Annotated in this window: 20 protein-coding genes; 14 read left to right on the forward strand and 6 right to left on the reverse strand. The window is 68.9% G+C overall.

The genetic code is table 11. From position 1 onward, the window contains the following. Window position 1 precedes the first annotated feature (1 nt). Window positions 2-694, forward strand: a complete 693-nt coding sequence (locus G447_RS0102985) for a Maf family protein (RefSeq protein ID WP_026429985.1) — start codon at window positions 2-4, stop codon at window positions 692-694. Between the two features lie 39 nt (window positions 695-733). Then, window positions 734-1,684 carry a 2,3,4,5-tetrahydropyridine-2,6-dicarboxylate N-succinyltransferase gene (dapD, locus tag G447_RS0102990; RefSeq protein ID WP_026429986.1) on the forward strand — a complete coding sequence of 317 codons (951 nt, stop codon included), beginning with the start codon at window positions 734-736 and terminating at the stop codon, window positions 1,682-1,684. Window positions 1,685-1,786: 102 nt separating this feature from the next. Here dapD and dapC read toward each other — a convergent pair whose 3' ends face one another. After that, window positions 1,787-2,920 carry a succinyldiaminopimelate transaminase gene (gene dapC / locus G447_RS0102995; protein ID WP_026429987.1) on the reverse strand — a complete coding sequence of 378 codons (1,134 nt, stop codon included), beginning with the start codon at window positions 2,918-2,920 and terminating at the stop codon, window positions 1,787-1,789. A gap of 1 nt (window position 2,921) precedes the next feature. Continuing rightward, on the reverse strand, window positions 2,922-3,266 hold the full coding sequence (fdxA, locus tag G447_RS0103000) for a ferredoxin (protein WP_005868465.1): 345 nt from the start codon (window positions 3,264-3,266) through the stop codon (window positions 2,922-2,924). A gap of 204 nt (window positions 3,267-3,470) precedes the next feature. Here fdxA and G447_RS10975 point away from each other — a divergent pair, with 204 nt between their 5' ends. Beyond that, window positions 3,471-3,716, forward strand: a complete 246-nt coding sequence (locus tag G447_RS10975) for a putative acetyltransferase (protein ID WP_034476154.1) — start codon at window positions 3,471-3,473, stop codon at window positions 3,714-3,716. Between the two features lie 1,050 nt (window positions 3,717-4,766). Here the strand turns inward: G447_RS10975 and G447_RS0103010 are convergent. Both G447_RS0103010 and typA read right to left on the reverse strand, forming a co-directional pair. Then, the gene (locus G447_RS0103010; protein ID WP_026429988.1) at window positions 4,767-5,177 is read right to left on the reverse strand and encodes a VOC family protein; all 411 of its coding nucleotides are present in this window, start codon (window positions 5,175-5,177) and stop codon (window positions 4,767-4,769) included. 93 nt (window positions 5,178-5,270) lie between these two features. Continuing rightward, window positions 5,271-7,190: a translational GTPase TypA gene (gene typA / locus G447_RS0103015; RefSeq protein WP_005868441.1), complete on the reverse strand. Its 1,920-nt coding sequence runs from the start codon at window positions 7,188-7,190 to the stop codon at window positions 5,271-5,273. A 225-nt stretch (window positions 7,191-7,415) separates the two neighbouring features. On the opposite strand from typA, the gene G447_RS0103020 reads away from it, so the two are divergent. The 6 genes from G447_RS0103020 to G447_RS0103045 all read left to right on the forward strand — a co-directional run bounded on the left by G447_RS0103020 (window position 7,416) and on the right by G447_RS0103045 (window position 12,444). Then, complete coding sequence (locus tag G447_RS0103020; RefSeq protein ID WP_026429989.1) at window positions 7,416-8,255, forward strand: D-hexose-6-phosphate mutarotase; 840 nt, start codon at window positions 7,416-7,418, stop codon at window positions 8,253-8,255. A gap of 91 nt (window positions 8,256-8,346) precedes the next feature. Further along, a complete protein-coding gene (locus G447_RS0103025) occupies window positions 8,347-8,919 on the forward strand; it encodes a 1-acyl-sn-glycerol-3-phosphate acyltransferase (RefSeq protein WP_026429990.1) in 573 nt (190 codons plus the stop codon). Beyond that, window positions 8,916-9,851, forward strand: coding sequence for a hypothetical protein (locus G447_RS0103030; protein WP_026429991.1), 936 nt, complete (start codon window positions 8,916-8,918; stop codon window positions 9,849-9,851). Before G447_RS0103025 ends, G447_RS0103030 begins: the two co-directional genes overlap by 4 nt. A 97-nt stretch (window positions 9,852-9,948) precedes the next feature. After that, the gene (locus G447_RS0103035) at window positions 9,949-10,785 is read left to right on the forward strand and encodes a MerR family transcriptional regulator (RefSeq protein ID WP_026429992.1); all 837 of its coding nucleotides are present in this window, start codon (window positions 9,949-9,951) and stop codon (window positions 10,783-10,785) included. After that, window positions 10,742-11,683: an ABC transporter ATP-binding protein gene (locus tag G447_RS10980; protein WP_243442288.1), complete on the forward strand. Its 942-nt coding sequence runs from the start codon at window positions 10,742-10,744 to the stop codon at window positions 11,681-11,683. Before G447_RS0103035 ends, G447_RS10980 begins: the two co-directional genes overlap by 44 nt. After that, a complete protein-coding gene (locus tag G447_RS0103045; RefSeq protein WP_026429993.1) occupies window positions 11,680-12,444 on the forward strand; it encodes an ABC transporter permease in 765 nt (254 codons plus the stop codon). Before G447_RS10980 ends, G447_RS0103045 begins: the two co-directional genes overlap by 4 nt. Before the next feature lie 138 nt (window positions 12,445-12,582). Here G447_RS0103045 and G447_RS0103050 read toward each other — a convergent pair whose 3' ends face one another. Both G447_RS0103050 and G447_RS0103055 read right to left on the reverse strand, forming a co-directional pair. Beyond that, window positions 12,583-14,076 carry a glutamine synthetase family protein gene (locus tag G447_RS0103050; protein ID WP_026429994.1) on the reverse strand — a complete coding sequence of 498 codons (1,494 nt, stop codon included), beginning with the start codon at window positions 14,074-14,076 and terminating at the stop codon, window positions 12,583-12,585. A gap of 166 nt (window positions 14,077-14,242) precedes the next feature. Next, window positions 14,243-14,875 carry a GNAT family N-acetyltransferase gene (locus tag G447_RS0103055; protein ID WP_026429995.1) on the reverse strand — a complete coding sequence of 211 codons (633 nt, stop codon included), beginning with the start codon at window positions 14,873-14,875 and terminating at the stop codon, window positions 14,243-14,245. 233 nt (window positions 14,876-15,108) lie between these two features. Between G447_RS0103055 and G447_RS0103060 the strand changes: the two genes are divergently transcribed. The 5 genes from G447_RS0103060 to G447_RS0103080 all read left to right on the forward strand — a co-directional run bounded on the left by G447_RS0103060 (window position 15,109) and on the right by G447_RS0103080 (window position 19,828). Beyond that, entirely contained in the window at window positions 15,109-16,437 is a 1,329-nt protein-coding gene (locus G447_RS0103060; protein ID WP_026429996.1) for a hypothetical protein, read from the forward strand. Window positions 16,438-16,681: 244 nt separating this feature from the next. Then, window positions 16,682-17,509: a YbjN domain-containing protein gene (locus G447_RS0103065; RefSeq protein ID WP_026429997.1), complete on the forward strand. Its 828-nt coding sequence runs from the start codon at window positions 16,682-16,684 to the stop codon at window positions 17,507-17,509. A gap of 7 nt (window positions 17,510-17,516) precedes the next feature. Beyond that, entirely contained in the window at window positions 17,517-18,356 is an 840-nt protein-coding gene (locus G447_RS0103070) for a type III secretion system chaperone family protein (protein WP_026429998.1), read from the forward strand. A gap of 12 nt (window positions 18,357-18,368) precedes the next feature. Next, window positions 18,369-19,217: a type III secretion system chaperone family protein gene (locus tag G447_RS0103075; protein ID WP_005868445.1), complete on the forward strand. Its 849-nt coding sequence runs from the start codon at window positions 18,369-18,371 to the stop codon at window positions 19,215-19,217. 146 nt (window positions 19,218-19,363) lie between these two features. Beyond that, window positions 19,364-19,828 (forward strand): hypothetical protein, encoded by a 465-nt coding sequence (locus G447_RS0103080; RefSeq protein ID WP_034476162.1) that lies wholly within the window; start codon window positions 19,364-19,366, stop codon window positions 19,826-19,828. The last annotated feature ends 57 nt before the right edge of the window (window positions 19,829-19,885 follow it).

The raw sequence follows: 19,885 nt of genomic DNA on the forward strand, positions 1-19,885 counted from the left end.
CATGCACTTCATCCTTGCCTCACGCTCGCCCGCGCGCCGCGCGACCCTGGAGTCGGCGGGCGTCCACCCCACCGTCATCGTCTCCGAGGTCGACGAGGAGGCGGTCCTGGACGCCCTGCCGGGCGGCCGGGCCTTCAGTGGCGGGCCGACCACCCCCGCCGACGAGGTCATGGCCCTGGCCCGGGCGAAACAGGAGGCCGTGACGGAGATCCTATGCGAAGAGGACTCCCCTTTCCAGGAGGCCCCCTCCGACGCGCTGATCGTCGTGGGGTGCGACTCGATGCTCGAGCTGGACGGAAGGATGCTCGGCAAGCCCCACACCCCCGATGTGGCGCGCGCCCGCATCCGCGAGATGCGGGGACGGACCGCTGTTCTGTGGACGGGCCACTCGATGGCCCGAGTCTCCCCCGCCCGCCCCGGCGCCACGCGGACCGTTGCCGGGACCGACACCGCCAGCGCCTCGACCCTGGTCCACTTCGGGGACATCTCCGACCGCGAGATCGACGCCTACGTGGCCACGGGCGAGCCCCTCGGCGTGGCGGGCTCCTTCACCGTCGACGGCCTGGGCGGCCCTTTCATCACGGGCGTGACCGGGGACTACCACTCGGTCGTGGGCATCTCCCTGCCGCTCGTGCGCACCATGGCGGCCGGCCTCGGCGTCTTCTGGCCGGACCTGTGGGAGGCCGCCGGGTGACGACGGGCACCCGGGGGCGCGCCACCGTAGAGTTGACGCATGGACACCAACACCGTGTGGGGCGTCGGCCTCGCGACTGTCACAACCAGCGGTCAGACCCTTGACACCTGGTACCCGGCTCCGCAGCTGGGCGAGGGCCACGACGACGAACTGTCCACGCGCCTCGCCTTGTTGGAGAAGGTCGATGACGCCCGGGGGGTGCGCACCAGGGTCGTCACCTGCGTCCAGCGCCTCGACGAGGCGCCGGACTCCACCGAGGGCGCCTACCTGCGCCTCCACGCCCTTTCCCACCGCCTCGTGCGGCCGAACACGGTCAACCTCGAGGGGATCTTCTCGTTGCTGCCCACGGTCGTGTGGACCGACGCGGGCCCCTGCGCCGTCGAGGGGTTCGAGGAGACCCGCCTGCGCCTGCGCGCCCGCCTCGGCCGCCCCGTCGTGGTGGTGGGGATCGACAAGTTCCCGCCGATGACGAACTACGTCGTGCCGTCGGGCGTGCGCATCGCCGACGCGGTGCGCGTCCGCCTGGGAGCGCACCTGTCCGAGGGCACCACCGTCATGCACGCAGGCTTCGTGAACTTCAACGCCGGCACCCTCGGCGCCTCGATGGTCGAGGGCAGGGTCTCCCAGGGTGTCGTCATCGACGACGGCTCGGACGTGGGCGGGGGCGCCTCGACCATGGGCACCCTGTCGGGGGGCGGTAGGCAACGGGTCCGGCTCGGTCGCCGCTGCCTGCTGGGCGCCAACTCGGGCCTGGGGATCCCCCTGGGCGACGACTGCGTCGTCGAGGCGGGGCTCTACGTGACCGCCGGCGCCAAAGTGGCGCTGATCGACCCCGCCTCCCCCGGCCAGGAGCGGATCGTGGCAGCCCGCGAGCTCGCGGGGGAATCGAACATCCTCTTCCGCCGCAACTCCGTGAGCGGCAGGATCGAGGCGATCGTGCGCGACGGGCACGGCATCGAGCTCAACTCCGCGTTGCACGCGTCGAACTGACCGCCCCGGCCTGGCGCACGGGCCGGGCCGGTCCCCCCGCCCTTTCGCACAGCGGCCGGAACGGTCCCCCGCTCCTTGCGCCGCCGCCCAAGCGGGCTCCGCTCAGCCCCAGTGGGAGGCGATCCTGGAGGCCGCAGCCCCTATCCTCTCGTCCGTGGCGGTCAGCGCCATGCGCACGCGCCCGCGCGCGGCCTCGCCGTAGAAGGCGCCCGGTGCCACCAGGATCCCCAGGTCGGCGAAGCGCCGCACCAGTTCCCAGTCGTCGTCGAAGCCCGGGCAGCACAGCCACAGGTAGAGGCCGGCCACGGACTGCGGGTCGTTGACCAGGCCCGCGGAGCCCACGGCCTCCAGGAGCCGAGCGCGCCGCGCCCCGTACACGTTCCGCTGGCGCCGCACGTGCGCCTCGTCGGACAGGGCGACCGCCATGGCGTGCTGGACCGGGGCGGGCACCATCATGCCCGAGTGCTTGCGGGCCTCGACGAGGGCGGCCACCAGGCGCGGATCGCCGTACACCAGGGCGGCCCGGTAGCCCGCCAGGTTCGACTGCTTCGACAGTGAGTAGAGCACGACCAGGCCGGAGGGGTCGCCCCCGCACACGTCGGCATCCAGCAGCGAGGGCACGCCCCCACTGATGTGCGGTTCGGCCCAGGGCAGGGCCGCGTAGCACTCGTCCGAGACGATGACCGCGCCCCTGCTACGCGCCCAGGCGATGGCGGCGCGCAGCTGGCAGGCGTCCATGACATGCCCATCGGGGTTGCCCGGGGAGTTGAGGAAGACCAACGCGGCGTCCGGCCAGGACCCGGGCCGCAGAGGGTCGACGGGCACAGGGACCGCCCCCGCCAGGCGCGCGCCCACGTCGTAGGTGGGGTAGGCGACCTCGGGCACCAGGACGGTGTCGCCGGGGCCCGCGCCCAGCAGGGTGGGGATCCAGGCCACCGCCTCCTTCGAGCCGATGGTCGGGATGACACCCGCCTCCCCCACGTCGACCATGTTCCTGCGGGCGCCCCATGCCAGGATCGCCTCGCGCACCTCGGCGGTCCCCACCACCGCCGGGTACCCGGGGGCGTCGCAGGCCTCGGCCAACGCCCCCCGGATCAGCGCGGGCGTGGGATCCACGGGAGTCCCCACCGACAGGTCGCAGATCCCGTCGGGGTGGGCGGCCGCCCTCTCCTTGTAGGGGACCAGGGAGTTCCAGGGGAACGCGGGCAGCGGGAGGGGACGGGGCAGCTCAGCCATATCAGTACCCGTTCTCGGCCTTCCACTCCTCGTTCTGCGGGGGCAGTGCGGCGACCATCGGATCGTCGTACTCCTGGACCCCGGTGCGCTGGGCGCCGCCCGGGCTGCCCAGCTCGCTGAAGAAGTCGGCGTTGGCGCGCAGGTAGTCAGACCACTCGTCGGGCAGGTCGTCCTCGTAGAAGATCGCCTCGGTGGGGCACACCGGCTCACACGCACCACAGTCCACGCACTCCTCCGGATGGATGTAGAGGCTGCGCTCCCCTTCGTAAATGCAGTCGACGGGGCACTCGTCGACGCAGGCGCGGTCCTTCACGTCCACGCACGGCTGCGCGATGACGTAGGTCATGTGGCATTCCTCCTCGGAAGTGTCTGCCGATAGCTCTGCGTCTATTATTCACGCGTGGAACCCTCCATACCCCATGAGCCTGGCCACGGGCCGGCGAACGGCACCACTGCGCCGAATAGTCGAACCACCCGCGATCCGGGGGCGGCGCGGCGCCCAGGGGCATTTTCTTCATCCCGACAGCGTGCAATTGAGCGCCTCCCGTGGATGCGGTGGCGCCCGGGCGAGCGCGTCGTCCTACGCTACCGCCTGGACGACGGCCTGCACGACGCCCTGGGCACGGTCATCGAGGTCGCCATTGACCACGTATCCATCGAAACGAGGCGGGGTCTGGTTCGAGTGGAGGCGACGACCATGGTGACCGGGAAGTCCGTCCCCGGCCCGCGGGCGCCCGATCCGGGGACTGGGGCCCGAAAACGCGGGCCGGGCGCCGCCCCGGGCACCCCGTCGTAAGGGGGGCGGGGGTGCCTTGTTGCGGGCCGGACTGCGCGGCCCGCCTGGGCACCCCGTCGTAAGGGGGGCGGGGGTGCCTTGTTGCGGGCTGGGTCGCGCGGCCCGCCTCCGGGCACACCCTTGTAAGGGGGCGGGCGCCTTGTTGCGGGCTGGGTCGGCGTCTGTTCTTGGCCAGGCCGGGGTGCTGGTCCCTGAGGTGCGTTTCGGGGTGGTGGGCGAGTACGTACGCCCGGAAACCTGGTGGGCAGATCCGTGAGCGCCCGGCGGGCCCCGGGCACGCGCGGTGGGCAGGCGGCGCGCGGGCGGGGTTTCCGGGCGGGCGCGGGGGCTGTTTTGCAAGCGCCCTGTCCGGCGTTGTAGGCGGCCAGGGCGCCCAACGGGCGGGCGCGGGGGCTGTTTTGCAAGCGAAGTGGAGTTTTCAAAGGGATACCACGCTTTGCAAGTGTTATAACGCTTGCAAAGTGTTGTATCGCTGTGAAAGTGGAGGTATCGCTGTGAAAGTGTGCCCCGTCGTGTCGGTATCGCTGTGAAAACAGCCCATGGCGCGCGGCTCCCGGGCCTGGGAGTCCGGAGGCCACGCGGTATAGCCGTGAAAACGGGCCCCGCGCCGCCTCCGCTTTCCAGCGAGCCGCATTGGGGCAGGTTAGCCCGCATTGGGGCAGGTTATTAACCTGCCCCAATGACCCGTTACCTACCCCAATGACCCCTTTCCTACCCCAATGCACCCTCTCCAATGCGACGTTGCCTACCCCCATGCACCGTCGTCCGCCCCAATGCGGGAATGCGCCGCCCGGAGCCGCATGACGACCGGGTCGCTGTTCTAGTCGTATAAGGGCGTGACGTTGTTTGCGGGGGCGGGGACAAGGCTAGCGGGGACGAGCGTGAAAACCGCAGTCGCCTGCGACGTTGTTTGCGGGGGGGCGGGGGCGAGGCTGGCGGGCGGCTACCACCTGCACTGCGCTGTGAGACGAACAACCGCCCCCGCGCCCAGCAGTACCCGGCCCGCGCCCAGCAGCACCGGCCCACGCCGTTCCACGGCGGAGCCGGTGCTCACACGTCCTTCTGCTCGTAGGGTTTGTCCCAGGAGCCTATTTCGATCAGATTCCCCTCGGGATCGGCGATGTAACAGGTCCTCTGCCCCCACGGCTCCGTCGTGGGCTCCATCACTGGTTTCGCGCCGTTGTCGACAACGCGCCTGAACGAGGCGTCCACTTCCCCGAAAGTGTCCACGTAGAGCGCGATCTCACAATGCCCGTTCAGTCCCCTGGCGTAGTCGTAGCGGCGGCCCGTCATCCTCTCGAAGTCCTTCCTGCCGTACAGCAGGAACAGGGTGCCGTCCTTGACCAGGTAGACGTTGGAGGAGTCCTCCGCCTCCTTGATCCCGAAGCCGAGCACGTCCCTGTAGAACCGGATCATCACCGCCATGTCCTCGACGAGCAGTCCGAAACCGTCAAGCCTCATGCGGCACCCCTCGACCACGATCGCGATTACGCCTCTGGATACTGCTATCAAAGCCACTGATCATGCGGCCCCCTCGATCACGATTACGCCCGGTCACCGGTTCGCGCGGCGCTCGCGGGCGGCGATCTTGAAGCGCTCCTGGGCGTCCAGGACGACCTTGCGCACGCGCACCGCCTCGGGGGTGACCTCGACGCACTCGTCGTTGGCCGCGAACTCGAGGGACTCCTCAAGGGTGAGTTTGCGCGACGGGGTGAGGGACTCGTACACGTCTGCGGTGGCGCTGCGCGTGTTCGTCTGCTTCTTCTCGCGGCAGATGTTCACGTCCATGTCCTCGCCGCGTGGGTTCTCGCCCACGACCTGCCCCTCGTAGACCTCAGAGGAGGGCTCGACGATGAAAGTGCCGCGCTCCTGCAGGTTCGTCATCGCGTAGGGGGTGGCCTGCCCGGCGCGGTCGGCGACGAGGGAACCGGTGAGGCGCTGCTCGATGGGGCCCTGCCAGGGCGCGTAGCCCTCGGCGATGGACGAGGCGATCCCTGTGCCGCGTGTTTCGGTGAGGAAACGCGTGCGGAAGCCTATGAGGCCGCGGGCGGGGACAACGAACTCGAGGCGGATCCAGCCCGAGCCGTGGTTCGCCATGGTCTCCATGCGTCCCTTGCGGGCGGCCATGAGCTGCGTGACCGCGCCGAGGTACTCCTCTGGGATGTCGATGGTCATGCGCTCCATCGGCTCGCTGAGGGTGCCGTCGATCTCCTTGGTGACGACCTGGGGCTTGCCGACCGTGAGCTCGAAGCCCTCGCGGCGCATCTGCTCGACCAGGATCGCCAGGGCGAGCTCGCCGCGGCCCTGGACCTCCCAGGCGTCGGGGCGCCCGGTGGGCAGGACCTTGATGGAGACGTTGCCGACCAGCTCGCGGTCCAGGCGGTCCTTGACCTGGCGGGCGGTGACCTTGGCGCCTTTGACCCGACCGGCCATGGGCGAGGTGTTGATGCCGACGGTCATGGAGATCGCGGGGTCGTCGACCGTGATGAGCGGCAGGGGCCGGGGGTCGTCGAGGTCGACCAGGGACTCCCCGATCATGATGTCCTCGATGCCGGCGACGGCGACGATGTCGCCGGGACCGGCGGACGCGGTGGACACGCGCTCGAGGCCCTCGGTGGCGAGCAGTTCGGAGATGCGGACCCGCGAGATGGTCCCGTCGTGGCGGGCGAGGCCCACGTCCGCCCCCTTGCGGAGCGTGCCGTTGTGTATGCGCAGCAGGGCGAGGCGGCCCAAGAAGGGGGAGGCATCGAGGTTGGTGACGTGGGCCTGCAGCGGCGCGGACTCGTCGTAGGCCGGCCCGGGGATGCGGTTCAGAATGGTCGCGAAAAGGGGTTCGAGGTCCTCGGTGGGCAGCTGCCCGTCGCCGGGGTTGTCGAGGGAGCACTTCCCGGCTTTGGCGCAGGCGTAGACGACGGGGACGTCCATGAGCGAGTCGACGTCGATGTCGGCCCCGTCGTTCATGAGGTCCTCGCCGAGGTTGAGCAACAGGTCGGTGGTCTCGGCAACGACCTCGTCGATGCGTGAGTCCGGACGGTCCACCTTGTTGACGACGATGATGACGGGCAGTTGGGCGGCGAGGGCCTTGCGCAGGACGAAACGGGTCTGGGGCAGGGGCCCCTCCGAGGCATCGACCATGAGGATCACACCGTCAACCATGGACAGGCCCCGCTCGACCTCGCCGCCGAAGTCCGCGTGGCCGGGGGTGTCGATCACATTGATGGTGACGCCGCCATCGATGCCCAGCGCCCCGGCGGCGGGGCCGTTGTAGTGGACGGCCGTGTTCTTCGCGAGGATCGTGATCCCCTTCTCGCGCTCGAGGTCGCCCGAGTCCATGACGCGCTCGCCCGTCTTCTCCACGGTGTCGCGCTCGGAGAAGGCCCCGGACTGCCAGAGCATGGCGTCCACCAGGGTGGTCTTCCCGTGATCGACGTGGGCGACGATCGCGACGTTGCGCAGATCTTGACGGGTGGACATCGTGGACTCCTCTTGCATGGACGACTAGCATTGTGAGGTGCAGGACACCGTGGTACCCCCTGCTGGCGGAAAGCCAACCAACCCTCACAGGCACACGGGTCTCAGAATATCGGCTGCCCCGGGCGCACGCTCATACGCGCCTGCGACATGAGACACGTAGGCGCCGCACAAGACCGACCAACCGGTCTAGTTGCACAGTAATTATATGCCTTCTTAACTGGGACCATGACTGAGATCGACATCCACACTTTCGGGCGCTATGCCAACGCGGGGCACGCCTCACCATTCGGCGCGCACGTCCTCGACTGGCAGCCGAACAGCGACCACCCTCTGCTGTGGCTCTCCCCCAGCGCCGTCACCGACGGCACCGCGCCGATCCGGGGCGGTATCCCCGTGTGCGCGCCGTGGTTCGCCGCACCCGGCCAGTCCCCCGCCGCGCCCCTGCCGGGCGCCCCCGCGCACGGACTCGCGCGCACCCGCTGTTGGGAGCTCGAGGAGTGCACCCCCCAGTCCCTCACCTACTCCCTCACCCACCGGCGCGCGGACGCCGACGGCGCCTTCCCCCACGATTTCACCGCCCGCGTGGTGATCCAGGGATCCGAGGAGCTCACGGTCGCGCTCACCCTCATCAACGACGACGACCACCCCTACGCCGTCGAAGCCGCCCTCCACGCCTACCTCGCAGTCGGCGATGTCAAGGACATCACGATCGACGGCCTGGACGGAGCGCCCTACTACGATGCCGCCAAGGAACGGAACGCCGTCCAGAAGGGGGCTCTCTCCCTCGTGGGCCCGACCGACCGCGTCTACGTGTCCACCTCGCCCATCCACGTCATGGACCCCCGGTGGGGACGGCGGATCACAGTGGACAAGAGCGGATCCGGCACTACCGTCGTGTGGAACCCCTGGCGGGAGGGCGCGGCCAGGATCGCCGACATGGGCGACGACGACTGGCAGCGCTTCGTGTGCGTGGAGACTGCCAACGCCCGCCAGCGCGCCATCACCCTGTGGCCGGGCCACCCCCGCCGCCTGACGGCCACCTACGGCGTGGACCAGATGGACTGACACCTCTGCCCCAGAGCCCCGCCCGCGTGCGCGCGCGGGCGCCCCGGCCTCGTACAATGGTGCGCGCACCATCACCTGCCCGGGAGTGAACATGGGACTGAAGAGCGCGGTGGCGACCGCATACCTGGCCATCTCGCGGTGGAAACTGGTCTGCGAGCCCCTGCCGCCGAAGGTCGTGATCATCGGGGCGCCCCACACCTCGAACTGGGATGGTGTCTTCATGGCGATCTCACTGTGGAAGGCCGGCCGTCCCTTCCAGTTCCTCGTCAAGGACTCGCTGGCGAAAGCGCCTGTGCTCGGAGCCTTCATCCGTGCGATCGGAGGCGTCTCCGTCCAGCGCGGGCAGGCCAACGGCTTGGTGGGCCAGGTCGCGGAACGCTTCCGCGCCTCGGAGTCCTTCACCCTGTGCATGACGCCGAAGGGGACGCGCTCCCCCCGGGAGTACTGGAAGTCCGGCTTCTACCGGATCGCCCTCGAGGCGGGGGTGCCGATCCAACTCGGTTTTGTGGACGCGTCCACCCGCACATTCGGCTGGGGCCCCACCTACGAGCTGACCGGGGACATGCGGGCGGACATGGACGCCATCCGGGCCTTCTACGCCGACAAGACCGGCGTACACCCGGAGAAGGCCTCCGTTCCGCGCCTGCGCGGTGAGGACGAATGACCCCGTCCCCCGTGCCCCCGGACCAACGCGGCCGGCCACCGCGGCCCTGCCCCCTCCGCCGGTGGCCGCGCCTGGTCATCGCCGCCTGCGCGGGCGCGGCCGCCCTCGGGTTCACCGCACCCGCCGGTGCGGAACCGGTCCAGCGCATCTCCCTCTACGAGGAGTACGAGGTGACCCCCGCCGTCTCCGCCCAGCACCGCGTCTTCCTCACGGCTGAGGGCGTGGCCCTCTCACAGAAGCAGTGCCAGGAAATGGGGAAGGGCGCGAACACGGACGTGGCGCGGACTGCGCGCCACGACGGGCAGGAGGGCTGCGAGTTCCACTGGTCCCTGGCGGACGCGGGGGCCGAGGTCTTCACGATCGACGACACCGGGAAGTTCGCCTTCCGCTCCCGCACCGATGAGCTGCTCGCCGGATTCGACACCCCCGACGCCCGCGCCTCCGTCGCCTCCGTCGTGCTGACCGTCCACGGCGCCCACGTCCACGAGACAAGCGGGCAGCCGCAGATCGACTCCCATGACGAATCCACCAAGAACGACGCGACAACGGTGACGTGGTCCCAGCCCGACGGCGCCGTGGAAGCCCGGGGCACCATCGATCCCGGGGCCTCGCCTACTCCGTCCCCTCCCCCGGCCACAGGTTCTGCGCCGCAGTCCACCACTGCGGCGCCCAGCGGCTCGGTGCGCCCGCAGGCGGCGGGATCCGCGGACCCGGACCCGTCCGGCCCCCCACTGGGGATCTACCCCCTGCTCGCCGGATTCCTCACACCCCTCGCCGTCGTGGCCGTCTTCTTGATCGTGGGGCGCTGGCGAGCGAACAGGGCCGGGGCGGCGTCCGAGAAGGGGGCAGCCGCCGAAGCCCCTCCGCCCCCAGTCGATCCCGCCGAGTCCGCCGAGTCCACGCGCTTCCCCTACGGGAGGCCCCGTACTTAGAGCGCCTCCCCGCAGGAGCGCGGGCCCTGATCGGATGGCGCGCTTGTTCGTTACGTTGCGTAATGAATTATCGTGAGCCCAACGAAAGGAGGGCACGATGAGCGGGAAGCGGTACACGAGCGGCGAGATCGCCATGGCCGCGGGAGTGACCGTCCGCACGATACAGCACTACGACAATATCGGCCTGCTCCCCTCCACGGGAAGAACCGACGGAGGGCGCCGGTACTACACCCAGGACGACTTGGTCCGGCTCGAGCAGATCGTCTTCTACAAGTCCTTGGACTTCCCATTGGACCAGATCAAAGAACGCCTACTGCTCCAACCCGGCAAGACCGAGTTATTGACGATGCTCGAAGAGCAGAGGCTACTGCTGCTCCAGAGGATGGAGCACCTGCACACCTCGTTCGCCACGATCGGGATCATGTCCGAGATGATCGAGTCCGATAAGGAACCGCCATTCGCCCTGATGCTCAGGTTCCTCAGCGCCCTACCTGGCGACGACGTGTTCTCACGGGCGCCCCAATTGCTGACAGAGGAACAGCGCGAAGCGCTCTCACCGCGGTTCCAGGACATCGAACCCGTCCAAACGTTCTACCACAGGTGGAAGGAGGTCCTCATCGAAGCAGCGGTACTGGTCCACGAGAACGCGCCCCCGGACAGCGCCGCCGCGCAGGAACTGGCGAAGCGGTGGTGGAATGCGATCCTCTCACTCACCAGCGGGGACATGGACCTCATCGAGCGATTGTCCCAGCTGCGCCTCGAGGACCAGATGGGAACGAGGGACGACGAGCTGATGGATTCGGCCAGCCGTTACGTGGAGGCGGCTTTCGGCCTGTTCTCCGCCAACGGCGGCCCACCCCCCGATCCGGACGGGAACAGTGCGGGAGGAGATGACGATGATAGAGCTGTGCAGCCTGACGAAACGGTACGCTGACAAAGTCGCGGTGGACAACGTCAGCTTCCAAGTCCGCCCGGGGGCGGTCACGGGTTTCCTCGGCCCCAACGGAGCGGGCAAGACGACGACGATGCGGATGATCCTCGGCCTGGCCGCCCCCACCTCGGGGCGTGTGGAAATCGACGGCCACTCCTACGCCGCATTGGACCTCCCTTTGAAGAAAGTCGGCGCGATGGTGGACGCGAGCGCGATAGACCCCCGCCTGACCCCTGCGCAGTACCTGGACATCCTCACGACCACTTCGGGGATCGGTGGCGGCAGGATCCGGGATGTCCTCGCCGTCGTCGGACTCGCCGGGGCTGCGGGCAAGAGGATCGGCGAGTTCTCCTACGGCATGAGACAAAGGGCCGGCATCGCGGCAGCACTTGTCGGCGATCCTGAGACCGTTTTGATGGACGAGCCCTTCAACGGCCTGGACGTGGACGGAATCCACTGGCTCCGCGCATTGTTCAAGGATCTGGCGCGGCAGGGGAAGGCCGTCCTCGTGTCGAGCCACCTGCTGAGCGAGGTCGAGGAGATCGCGGACAGGATCGTCGTGCTGGCCCGTGGCGCGCTGGTCGCCGACACGCCCATGGCCGATTTGCGCGGCAGGAGCGCGGACTCCTACGTGCGGGTGCAGTCGGATGACGCGTCCGCGCTGTGCCGCGCGCTGGTGGCGCAAGGCGCGCAAGTGGAGCCTTTGGGGCGCGGCGCCCTCCGTGTGAGGGGTTCGAGCGCGAGGCGCGTTGGGGACACCGCCTTCGACGAGGGCCTGCGCATTCACGAGCTGGCGGAGCACCAGCCGTCCTTGGAGCAGATCTTCGCCGAGCTGGTCGAGGGGAAGACGGAGCACGGGGGCGTCGCCCCTCGTCAGGAGAGCGGAGCGGCACAGCGATGACGAGAGCGATCAACGCGGAGTGGAAGAAGATCTGGTCCCCCACGCGCTCACGGCTGTACCTGCTCCTCGCGCCGGTGGCCGCCGTGGTCATGGGACTCGTATTCGCCTCGACGACAAAGGTCACTCGGGGCGAGGCCCTGTCCCAGCTCGACCCCATGTCCATAGTCAGCGCGAACGTCCTGGGAGTGGATGTCGTGGCGATCCTGCTCCTGCTCTTCGCGGCGGTCCAGGTCGGCCGCGAGTTCCGCGAGAGGACCGCGCAGTCCTACCTCGCCGCCTCGCCGCGCAGGAGCACTTACTTCATCGCGAAATCGCTTGCGTTCGGCCTGGTCTCACTGGCAGTCGGAGCCGCCGTGGCACTCGCCGCCCTACTCAACGGGCTCCTCCTCGTATCAGCGGTGGGCAAGCAAGCGCCTCCCCTCGTGGAGGCGTGCCGCCTCGCCACCGGGAGCACCGCCATGGCGCTCTTCTACGTCCTGCTCACGGTTAGCGCGACCTTCTGCACGAGGAGCACGGCCGCCGGGGCGGCGATCCCGTTCACTGTCCTGTTCCTCCCGGCGATCGCCGAACTGCTCCCGGGGGCGCTGCGGGACGCCCTCGTCCCGATTCTGCCCGCCTCAGCGATCCACACCCTGTCCGGGCAGGCCCCAGTCGGCAGCGCGGAGCACACGGGAGCCCTGGTGGCGCTCGCCGTCCTCGCCGCCTGGACCCTGCTGCCCGCCGGGTTCGCGTCCTGGCGGTTCCAGAAGACGGATGTGTGAAGCGCCGACTCTCCCCGCACCCTTCCACGAACGGGCGCCGGCCCTTTGGCGGGGGCGCGCGGCCCCGGTGCCCCCGCCCAGCCCCCTCGTCGGCACGCCCTACCACTTGACCGGGCCGGTCGGCGGCGCCGCCGGTCCTCAGCCGATGTGGAAGTACTGCTCCACCAGGTCCTCCACACTCACGCGCGAATCCGCCAAGTCCTCGCGCAGGTGCTCGTCGCCGAGGGCGACCAGCTGCCGCGCCCACGCGTCGATGAGGCCGCTGGGGAACACTCCGCCGGCCTCGTAGTCCGCCCGCTGGGCCAGCAGGCGCCCCGCCGCTTCGAAGCATGAGGCGGGCAGCTGGTCGAGTCCCCCGGTCCTAGAGGCGTCGCCGCTGACGTAGCGCTCCTTGGCGTACTCCAGCATCCCGGGGCCTGTCAGGCCGAGCCGGGCCGCCACAGTGATGCCGGCGAGCAGCAGGTGGATGGCGGCCGACCCGTCGGGGCTGCGCAGCTCAACGGTCTGCGCGTCGTTCGGGATCGCGCCCACGGGCGCTTCGGCGGGGTTGGCATCGCGGAACATGGAGTCCGAGACGTTCTGCCACCCCAGGGGCACGCGCACCAGCACGGAGCGGTTGCGGTCCCCCCAGCACACGGCGGTGGGCGCCTCCTGGTGGGGCACGAGCCGCAGGAACGAGGTGGGGGCGGTGTTGCCGAATGCCGTGAGCGAGGCCGCGTGCGAGAGGTAGCCGCCGATGACCTTGAGCGCGTCGTCGGTCAAGCCATGGCCCTGGGAGAACCGGTTCACCCCGTCCTGGACCAAACGCGTGTGGAAGTGCATCCCCGACCCGGCCTGCCCGACGGCGATCTTGGGGGAGAACGACACCTCAATGCCGTGGGAGTGGGCGACCTGGCGCACGACCCACTTCGCCAGGACCATCTGGTCGGCGGCGTCGCACACGTCCACGGGCAGGAACTCGATCTCCTGTTGGACCATTTGGAGCCCGCCGGACACGAAGTTCCCCACCTCGGCGTGGGCGTATTTCACGGAGCAGCCCATGGAGGCCAGGTGCAGCAGCGACTCGGTGCGCACCTCCTCCCACTTCGAGAACGGGGCGGCCTCGTGGTAGCCCCGCTGGGGCTCGACGGGGAAGAGGCGCTCCTGCTCGGAGAACAGGTAGTACTCCAGCTCCCCCAGCGCCTCCATGCGGCACCCGGTCTCCTCCTCGAGCAGCCGTTGCGCTTTGCGCAGGACTTCTTGGGGCGCCGAGGCAAGGGGTCCGCCGTCGACGTCGTAGAAGTTGCACATGAGCTCCAGCGTCGGAATGACACTGAAGGGGTTGAGGAAGGCCGAGGACAGGCGGGGCACCACGTACAGGTCGGAGCTGGTCGCATCGACGAAGGAGAACAGGGAGGAGCCGTCGACGCGCTCGCCGAGTGTGAGGACACGGTCGAGGTGCGCCTTCGACTGGATGGCGAAGTTGAGTGTTTTGAGCCGCCCGTCACCGCCGACGTACCTCAGGTTCAGCATCGGGATCCGATGGTCCTCGGCGTACCCCATCACGTCGGCTTTCGTGAACTCCTCCGCGGGTTTGCCCAAGGCCTGCACGAGGGGGTTCGGACTGAGGGAAACAGTGTCCGTCGACAGCATGGGAACTCCTCTTCGAGCATGATTCGTATCACCGCAATAGTGGCATATTTCCAGCGAACACGGAAGGCCCGGCCACTCCGCGGCTCCGCGCCGCGCCCCGGGGCCGGGGAAGCCCGCGCCGGAGCCATCGCCGCGCGGGCCGCCCCCCAGCGGTCGGACGGGCCGATCAGTCCGCGTGCGCCACCTTCTCGAATGCCCACACCGGGCACGTCTGCCCCTCCAGGGAGACCTCGTTCTCGTGGACCACGCGGCACCCGCTGTTCTTGTAGAAGCGCACGTTGTCCTCCGTGCACGTGATGAAGGCGATCCTGTGCCCGCCCCTGCGCCGCACGTAGGCGGGCAGCACGTCGCGCATCACCCAACTGCCGATCCCCTGCCCGCGCTTTCCGGGAGCAACGGCCAGGATCTCCAGGTACCAGTCGTAGTCCGAGTTCTCCTTCGCCCCGCGGTCCGCCTCCTCGGTGACCGCGAAGAAGCGCAGCAGCGACGCCAACGACGCCGAGCGCAGCATCGACAGGCCCCCGTTGGCAATGTAACCGGCCAGTCCCACGGGGACGCGGTTGAGCAGCGCGATGGCGACCGCCACACCGTCCTGTTCGACCACCAGGGCGTTGCGCCACCTGAGGTAGGCGCGCACCATCGTCGTGTTCAAGTCGACGAGGAAATCGAAGTAGGAGGCGCCTGGCTTCATGAACGGGCGCATCATCCCGTGCAGCGGGTACTCCTCGAAACCGTGCGCGGCGATGAGCGCCATCGCCTCAATGTCGTTGTGGCGCGCTGCGCGGCATCTCAGGGTCATGGGGGCTCTCTTCCCTAGCTGTGGTGATGGGGGGTGGGCACCGGCCGTTCCATCCGTCGGCGGTGAGGTGCCCGGACCAACTGTTCGTTAGTTAGGATGAGTCTACTCATTATGCTATTCGAACGATCGCGCGCGACTGGCCGACGGCACGCTGCCCGCGGTTCCCACCGCCCGCGCCCCCGGGCCGGAGGGGGCCGCCGCGTTCCCGGTGCCAGCGCCCCGGAGGAACTGCCATGCACCCACAGCGTTTGACGGCGCTGACGCGCCTCGTCGGCGCAGCCGTCCTCGCCGCCTGCCTCGGCGCCACCCACGCCGTTCCGGCGCTCGCCGTGGACAACGGCCCCGAACCGGCGCACGTGGACGAGATCTTCATGCTCACCAAGGACGGGCAGCTCATCAACCGCGTCTCCATCACCGACCCCTTGGGCCGCATCGACTACAAGCGGTGCCAGGCCATGGAGTCCACCCTTGCCCCCTCCTCGCGGGCCGACCAGACCGACGCCCGCGGCACCACTTCGGGGAATACCACCATCTGCGACCTCACGATGTCCTACAACGACGCCAACACCCAGACCGAGGTCAAGGCGGGGGTCAACGGCACGTGGGCGCTGGACACGAAGACGTTCGCGACTGCGGAGAACATGCAGCAGCTCTTCAGCGTTCCCATGGCCTACCGCTCGGCGACGGTCATGGTCGAGGGCACCGTCGATGAGAACTCCTCCAGCTCGCAGGCACGCCTGGGCACCGACGAGACCGTCTCCAACCGCGTCTTCACGGTGGCGCGGTGGGACACGGCGCCCGGACAGCTCATCGCGGCGGGCTCCCTCACGGCCGGTGGCGTGGCGCTGGCCGACGACCCCTCGCGCGCGATCACCTCCCCGGCCTCGGCAGTGCCGGTCTACCCGGGCGGCCACTCGTTCTACACGGCCGCGAGCGCCACCCCCACCCCCAGCGCGTCCTCCTCCACCGCGCCGTCGTTGGGGAGGCGGGGCACGAATTGGGGCCGCCTGGTCGTTGCCGGAATCGTCGCGGTGGGCGCCGCGGGCTTCGGCGCTGCGCGCAGGCGCAAGAAGTCAGTCGCCGAGCCCAAGGGGTTCCCCCCGCCCAGCCAGTGGCCCGCGGCACCCACAGAATACGGGCAGCCAGCACCCACTGCCGCGCCCGGGGCCCCCAGTACGGTGCCGGGGTCCCCAGCGCCCTACAGTGTTCCCGGTGCTGCGGGCGCTGCGGCGGGTGCAGCGGGCACTACTGCGGGCGCCCCCTTCGCACCGGCGGCCCCGGCGCCCGCCCCCCAGGCCGGACAAGCCGGGCAGATCGGGACGGCGCCGTCAGATCCGGACCGTTTCGCGCCGGAAGCGCGACCGCCCAGCGGGATGGGGGAGTTCGTCATCCCCGATGACCTCTCCGCCCTCGACTCCCTGCCGCCGCGCGGCGGCGCCCCCGGCTCCGGATCCGACTCCGCTGCCCGCCCAGGACCCACGCCGCAGCCGGACGACGCTCCCGACTCCGACGACGAGCCGCCGCGCGGCAACTACAAGTCCGGCGGGAAACGCTGCGACTGACGGCGCCCACACCCGTTTGCGCGCACGCCGACAGCTCTGCGGAACCGGCCGCTCCCCGGGAGGAACAGGGCGCGCCTGTTGCACGTGGAGCGGAGGGCGACCACAGCGCGGCGCTCCCCGGGAGGAACAGGGCGCGCACGCATCTGCCGCGGTCATAAGTCGGGCCAGGACCTGGGGGAACGGGGGCGCGCACGCATCGGGGCGCTGCTAGGGTTGTCCCATCGCTTCACCACGAGGAGACGGAATGTCCGACGCACGCGCGCAGTTGCTCGACCGCATCGAGCAGCTCCATTTGAACGATGAGCACCAGCAGATCATCGCACTGATAGAGGCTCAGAGCGATTTCACCGGCGACTACGACCTTGCGTCGTTGTTGGCGCGCGCGTACAACAACTACGCCCAGCCCCACATGGACACCTACCACGACCTGCTCCGCAGGGCTGTGGACCTGCTGCGCGGAGTGGAGACCGAGGGCCTGTCGGATCCGAAGTGGCATTACCGGATCGGTTACGCGCTCTACTTCCTCGACCGCGAGGACGAGGCCCTCATCTACCTCCGCCAGGCCCAGGCGCTCGACCCCACGGACACCGCCGTCACCGACCTCATCGACAGCTGCCACCGCTCCCTCACCGCACGCACGGAGCTGCTCCCCATCACCACGCAGAGCATCGCCGACTACTTCGACGACCGGGGGTGGACCTACAACCTCGACGACAACACCCTGTTCACCGGTTTCACCGAAGGGCTGTACCGCTTCCGCAAGGAGACCGACACCGATGACCTGAGCCTGTGGGGCGCCCTGCGCACCGACGCGCCCATGGACCTGCGCCCCCGGCTGGTCGAGACCTGCAACGACTGGAACAACTCGACCCGTTGGCCCAAGACCCACGTCGTCACCCTGGATGACGGGACCGTGCGCATCTGCGCCGAGCAGTACCTGACGACGCATTTCGGCATGACCCGCGCCCAGTTGTCGATGGCGGTGACCCGTTTCATCGACACGTCGGAGCAGTTCTTCTCCCACATCGTCGAGCGCTTCCCGTCGCTCGCCCAGCCCCCGAGCGAGGACTGAGGCCCCCATGGCGGCTATCGACGAAGAGGAGCGCTTGAGGCTGCTGGCCGAGGTGGCGCAGCTGCACGACGCCGGCCAGCACCAGCAGATCATCGCCCGCATCGAGAGGGTGAACGGGCACCGCGAGGACTACGTGATGGCCGGCCTGCTGGCGCGCGCGTACGTCAACTACGCGGACTCGTCGAAGTCCTCGTTCAACCAGCTCCACCAGACCGCCGTCGACTTGTTGGCGCCCTTCGAGCAGGAGGGCGCCAACGACCCCATGTGGAACTTCCGGATGGGCGCCGCCCTGTACTGGCTGGACCGTTTGGACGAGGCGATGCCCCGCTTGCGCCGCGCGTGCGAGCTGGACCCGGCGGACACGGCGTTCGCGCAACTCACCGAGAAGTGCGCCCAGGAGATCGCCGACAAGACGACCGTCACCCCCATCACAACGAAAACGATCACCGAACACCTCGATTCGCGTGAGGCCACTTACGCCTTCCACGACGACGGCGCAGTGTGCATGATGTTCCCCGTCGGGCACTACTGGTTCTCGGTTTCCCCGGAGGACAACAACCTGTCGCTGCTGGCCAGGATCGAGACGCCCGCGTCCCTCGACCTGCGCCCCGCACTGGTGGAGGTCTGCAACGACTGGAACTCCAGGACCCGCTGGCCGAAGGCGAGCGTCTTCGTGAACGACGAGGGCAAGGCCTTCGTCTACGCCGAGATGCACCTCACCCTCAGCGGCGGGATGACACGGGCCACCGTGAGCACGAACATCGACCGTTTCGTCAGCACCTCCCAGCAGTTCTTCACGCACGTCGGCGAGCGCTTCCCGTCGTTGGCCTACTCCCCCGAAGAGTGATCAGGAGCCGGTATGTTCGGTGTGTTCCAGCCCCGCCAACGACTGTTCGCGAAGATATCGCGCCTCAACACCGATGGCGAGTACCAGCGCGTCATCGCCCTCATCGAGGGGCACAGGGGCTACGAGAACGACTACGAGCTGGTGGGCCTGCTGGCCCAGGCCTACATCGACTACGCACAGCCGTCCATGGACGCCTTCAAGGACCTTCTCCAGTCGGCGGCCAACTTGCTTGCGAGCACGCAGGCGCAGGGCGCGGGCGACCCGCTGTGGAACCAGCGGATGGGGGTCGCGCTGTACTGGATGGACCGCAATGAGGAAGCGGTGCCGTACCTGCGCCACTCGCTGCAGTTGAACCCGTCGGACTCGACGACCTCCAGGTTCCTGGAGCTCTGCGAGGCGGAGATCACCGAGCGCACCACCGTGGCCCCGCCGACGGTCGAGCAGATCGCGCGGTACTTCGACCGCAAGGACTGGAAGTACGCGCTCAAAGAGGACAAGGGCGTGCTGGTTACGGACTTCACACGGGGCCACTACTGGCTGTCGTGCGACTCCGACGGTAGCGACATCCAGCTCCGCGGGGCGCTGCTGGTGGTGCCCGACGAGGACCTGAAGGCTCCTCTGATGGACGCGTGCAACGAGTGGAACTCGCTGATGCGCTGGCCCAAGGCCTACGTCTCGGACATCGACGGGCCGCTGCGGATCTACGCGGAGATGTACGTGACGTGCAGGCACGGCCTCACGTTCACGAACCTGTGCGTCAACGTCAGTCGTTTCATCCACACCGCCGAGGACTTCTTCGAGGACATCACGACGAAGTTCCCGACTCTGCTGCAGGATCCTCCCCAGGAAGGGGACTCCTGAGCCCCAGTGCTCTGCCGGATGCGGCGGGCGCGGTGGCCTGCAGCCCCCGGACGGCGGATGGGCGCCGCGTGCCCCATTCGGGGCTTCGGGGCGGTCTTGTCCTCTCAGGCGCCGGGGAGTAGCCTCTCCACAGAGGTGATCGATCAATGGCACAGGCGTTGTGGGCTTTGAACCTGGTGTGGCAGGCTGTGGCGGCGGGGTTCGCCTTCTCCTACGCCGTCACCCTCGGCGCGTTCTTCCAGTGGCAGGTGCGCGCCGGGGACGACGAGTTCTTCACACGGGTGTACACGCCCTTCCGCACGACGCTCCGCCTCAAGTGGCGCTACAGGTTGTTCATGCCCTTCGGGCCCGCTCTGACGGCAGCCGCGTCCCTGGCCTTCAACCACTCCGCGCACGCCGCCCTCCCACAGGTCCTGGCCGTCGTCGTGTTCTTCCTCTACTACTTCCTCGCGCACGTTCCGACTGGTTTCGCGAAGGCCGAGGAGGACCTCATGTCCGGGAAGGGCCTGACTGAGCGCCAACGGCGGATCTACTTGCGCCTCAACATCCCCCTGCACATCCTCATGGGCTCCCTGTACGCGGCTACCGCCGTGGCGCTCGCCCTCACCTGAGCGCAGCGCGCCGACCATTGCCCACTGCGACTCGGCGTCGGTAGCGCTCTCACCGGA

It is taken from the genome of Schaalia georgiae DSM 6843 (assembly GCF_000429245.1).
Classification (GTDB): Bacteria; Actinomycetota; Actinomycetes; order Actinomycetales; family Actinomycetaceae; genus Pauljensenia; species Pauljensenia georgiae.

Bases quoted from the DNA above. Each gene is read 5' to 3' on its own strand.
- G447_RS0102985 (WP_026429985.1), top strand. From the start codon at position 2: ATGCACTTCATCCTTGCCTCACGCTCGCCCGCGCGCCGCGCGACCCTG.
- dapD (WP_026429986.1), top strand. From the start codon at position 734: ATGGACACCAACACCGTGTGGGGCGTCGGCCTCGCGACTGTCACAACC.
- dapC (WP_026429987.1), bottom strand. From the start codon at position 2,920: ATGGCTGAGCTGCCCCGTCCCCTCCCGCTGCCCGCGTTCCCCTGGAAC.
- fdxA (WP_005868465.1), bottom strand. From the start codon at position 3,266: ATGACCTACGTCATCGCGCAGCCGTGCGTGGACGTGAAGGACCGCGCC.
- G447_RS10975 (WP_034476154.1), top strand. From the start codon at position 3,471: ATGCGGTGGCGCCCGGGCGAGCGCGTCGTCCTACGCTACCGCCTGGAC.
- G447_RS0103010 (WP_026429988.1), bottom strand. From the start codon at position 5,177: ATGAGGCTTGACGGTTTCGGACTGCTCGTCGAGGACATGGCGGTGATG.
- typA (WP_005868441.1), bottom strand. From the start codon at position 7,190: ATGTCCACCCGTCAAGATCTGCGCAACGTCGCGATCGTCGCCCACGTC.
- G447_RS0103020 (WP_026429989.1), top strand. From the start codon at position 7,416: ATGACTGAGATCGACATCCACACTTTCGGGCGCTATGCCAACGCGGGG.
- G447_RS0103025 (WP_026429990.1), top strand. From the start codon at position 8,347: ATGGGACTGAAGAGCGCGGTGGCGACCGCATACCTGGCCATCTCGCGG.
- G447_RS0103030 (WP_026429991.1), top strand. From the start codon at position 8,916: ATGACCCCGTCCCCCGTGCCCCCGGACCAACGCGGCCGGCCACCGCGG.
- G447_RS0103035 (WP_026429992.1), top strand. From the start codon at position 9,949: ATGAGCGGGAAGCGGTACACGAGCGGCGAGATCGCCATGGCCGCGGGA.
- G447_RS10980 (WP_243442288.1), top strand. From the start codon at position 10,742: ATGACGATGATAGAGCTGTGCAGCCTGACGAAACGGTACGCTGACAAA.
- G447_RS0103045 (WP_026429993.1), top strand. From the start codon at position 11,680: ATGACGAGAGCGATCAACGCGGAGTGGAAGAAGATCTGGTCCCCCACG.
- G447_RS0103050 (WP_026429994.1), bottom strand. From the start codon at position 14,076: ATGCTGTCGACGGACACTGTTTCCCTCAGTCCGAACCCCCTCGTGCAG.
- G447_RS0103055 (WP_026429995.1), bottom strand. From the start codon at position 14,875: ATGACCCTGAGATGCCGCGCAGCGCGCCACAACGACATTGAGGCGATG.
- G447_RS0103060 (WP_026429996.1), top strand. From the start codon at position 15,109: ATGCACCCACAGCGTTTGACGGCGCTGACGCGCCTCGTCGGCGCAGCC.
- G447_RS0103065 (WP_026429997.1), top strand. From the start codon at position 16,682: ATGTCCGACGCACGCGCGCAGTTGCTCGACCGCATCGAGCAGCTCCAT.
- G447_RS0103070 (WP_026429998.1), top strand. From the start codon at position 17,517: ATGGCGGCTATCGACGAAGAGGAGCGCTTGAGGCTGCTGGCCGAGGTG.
- G447_RS0103075 (WP_005868445.1), top strand. From the start codon at position 18,369: ATGTTCGGTGTGTTCCAGCCCCGCCAACGACTGTTCGCGAAGATATCG.
- G447_RS0103080 (WP_034476162.1), top strand. From the start codon at position 19,364: ATGGCACAGGCGTTGTGGGCTTTGAACCTGGTGTGGCAGGCTGTGGCG.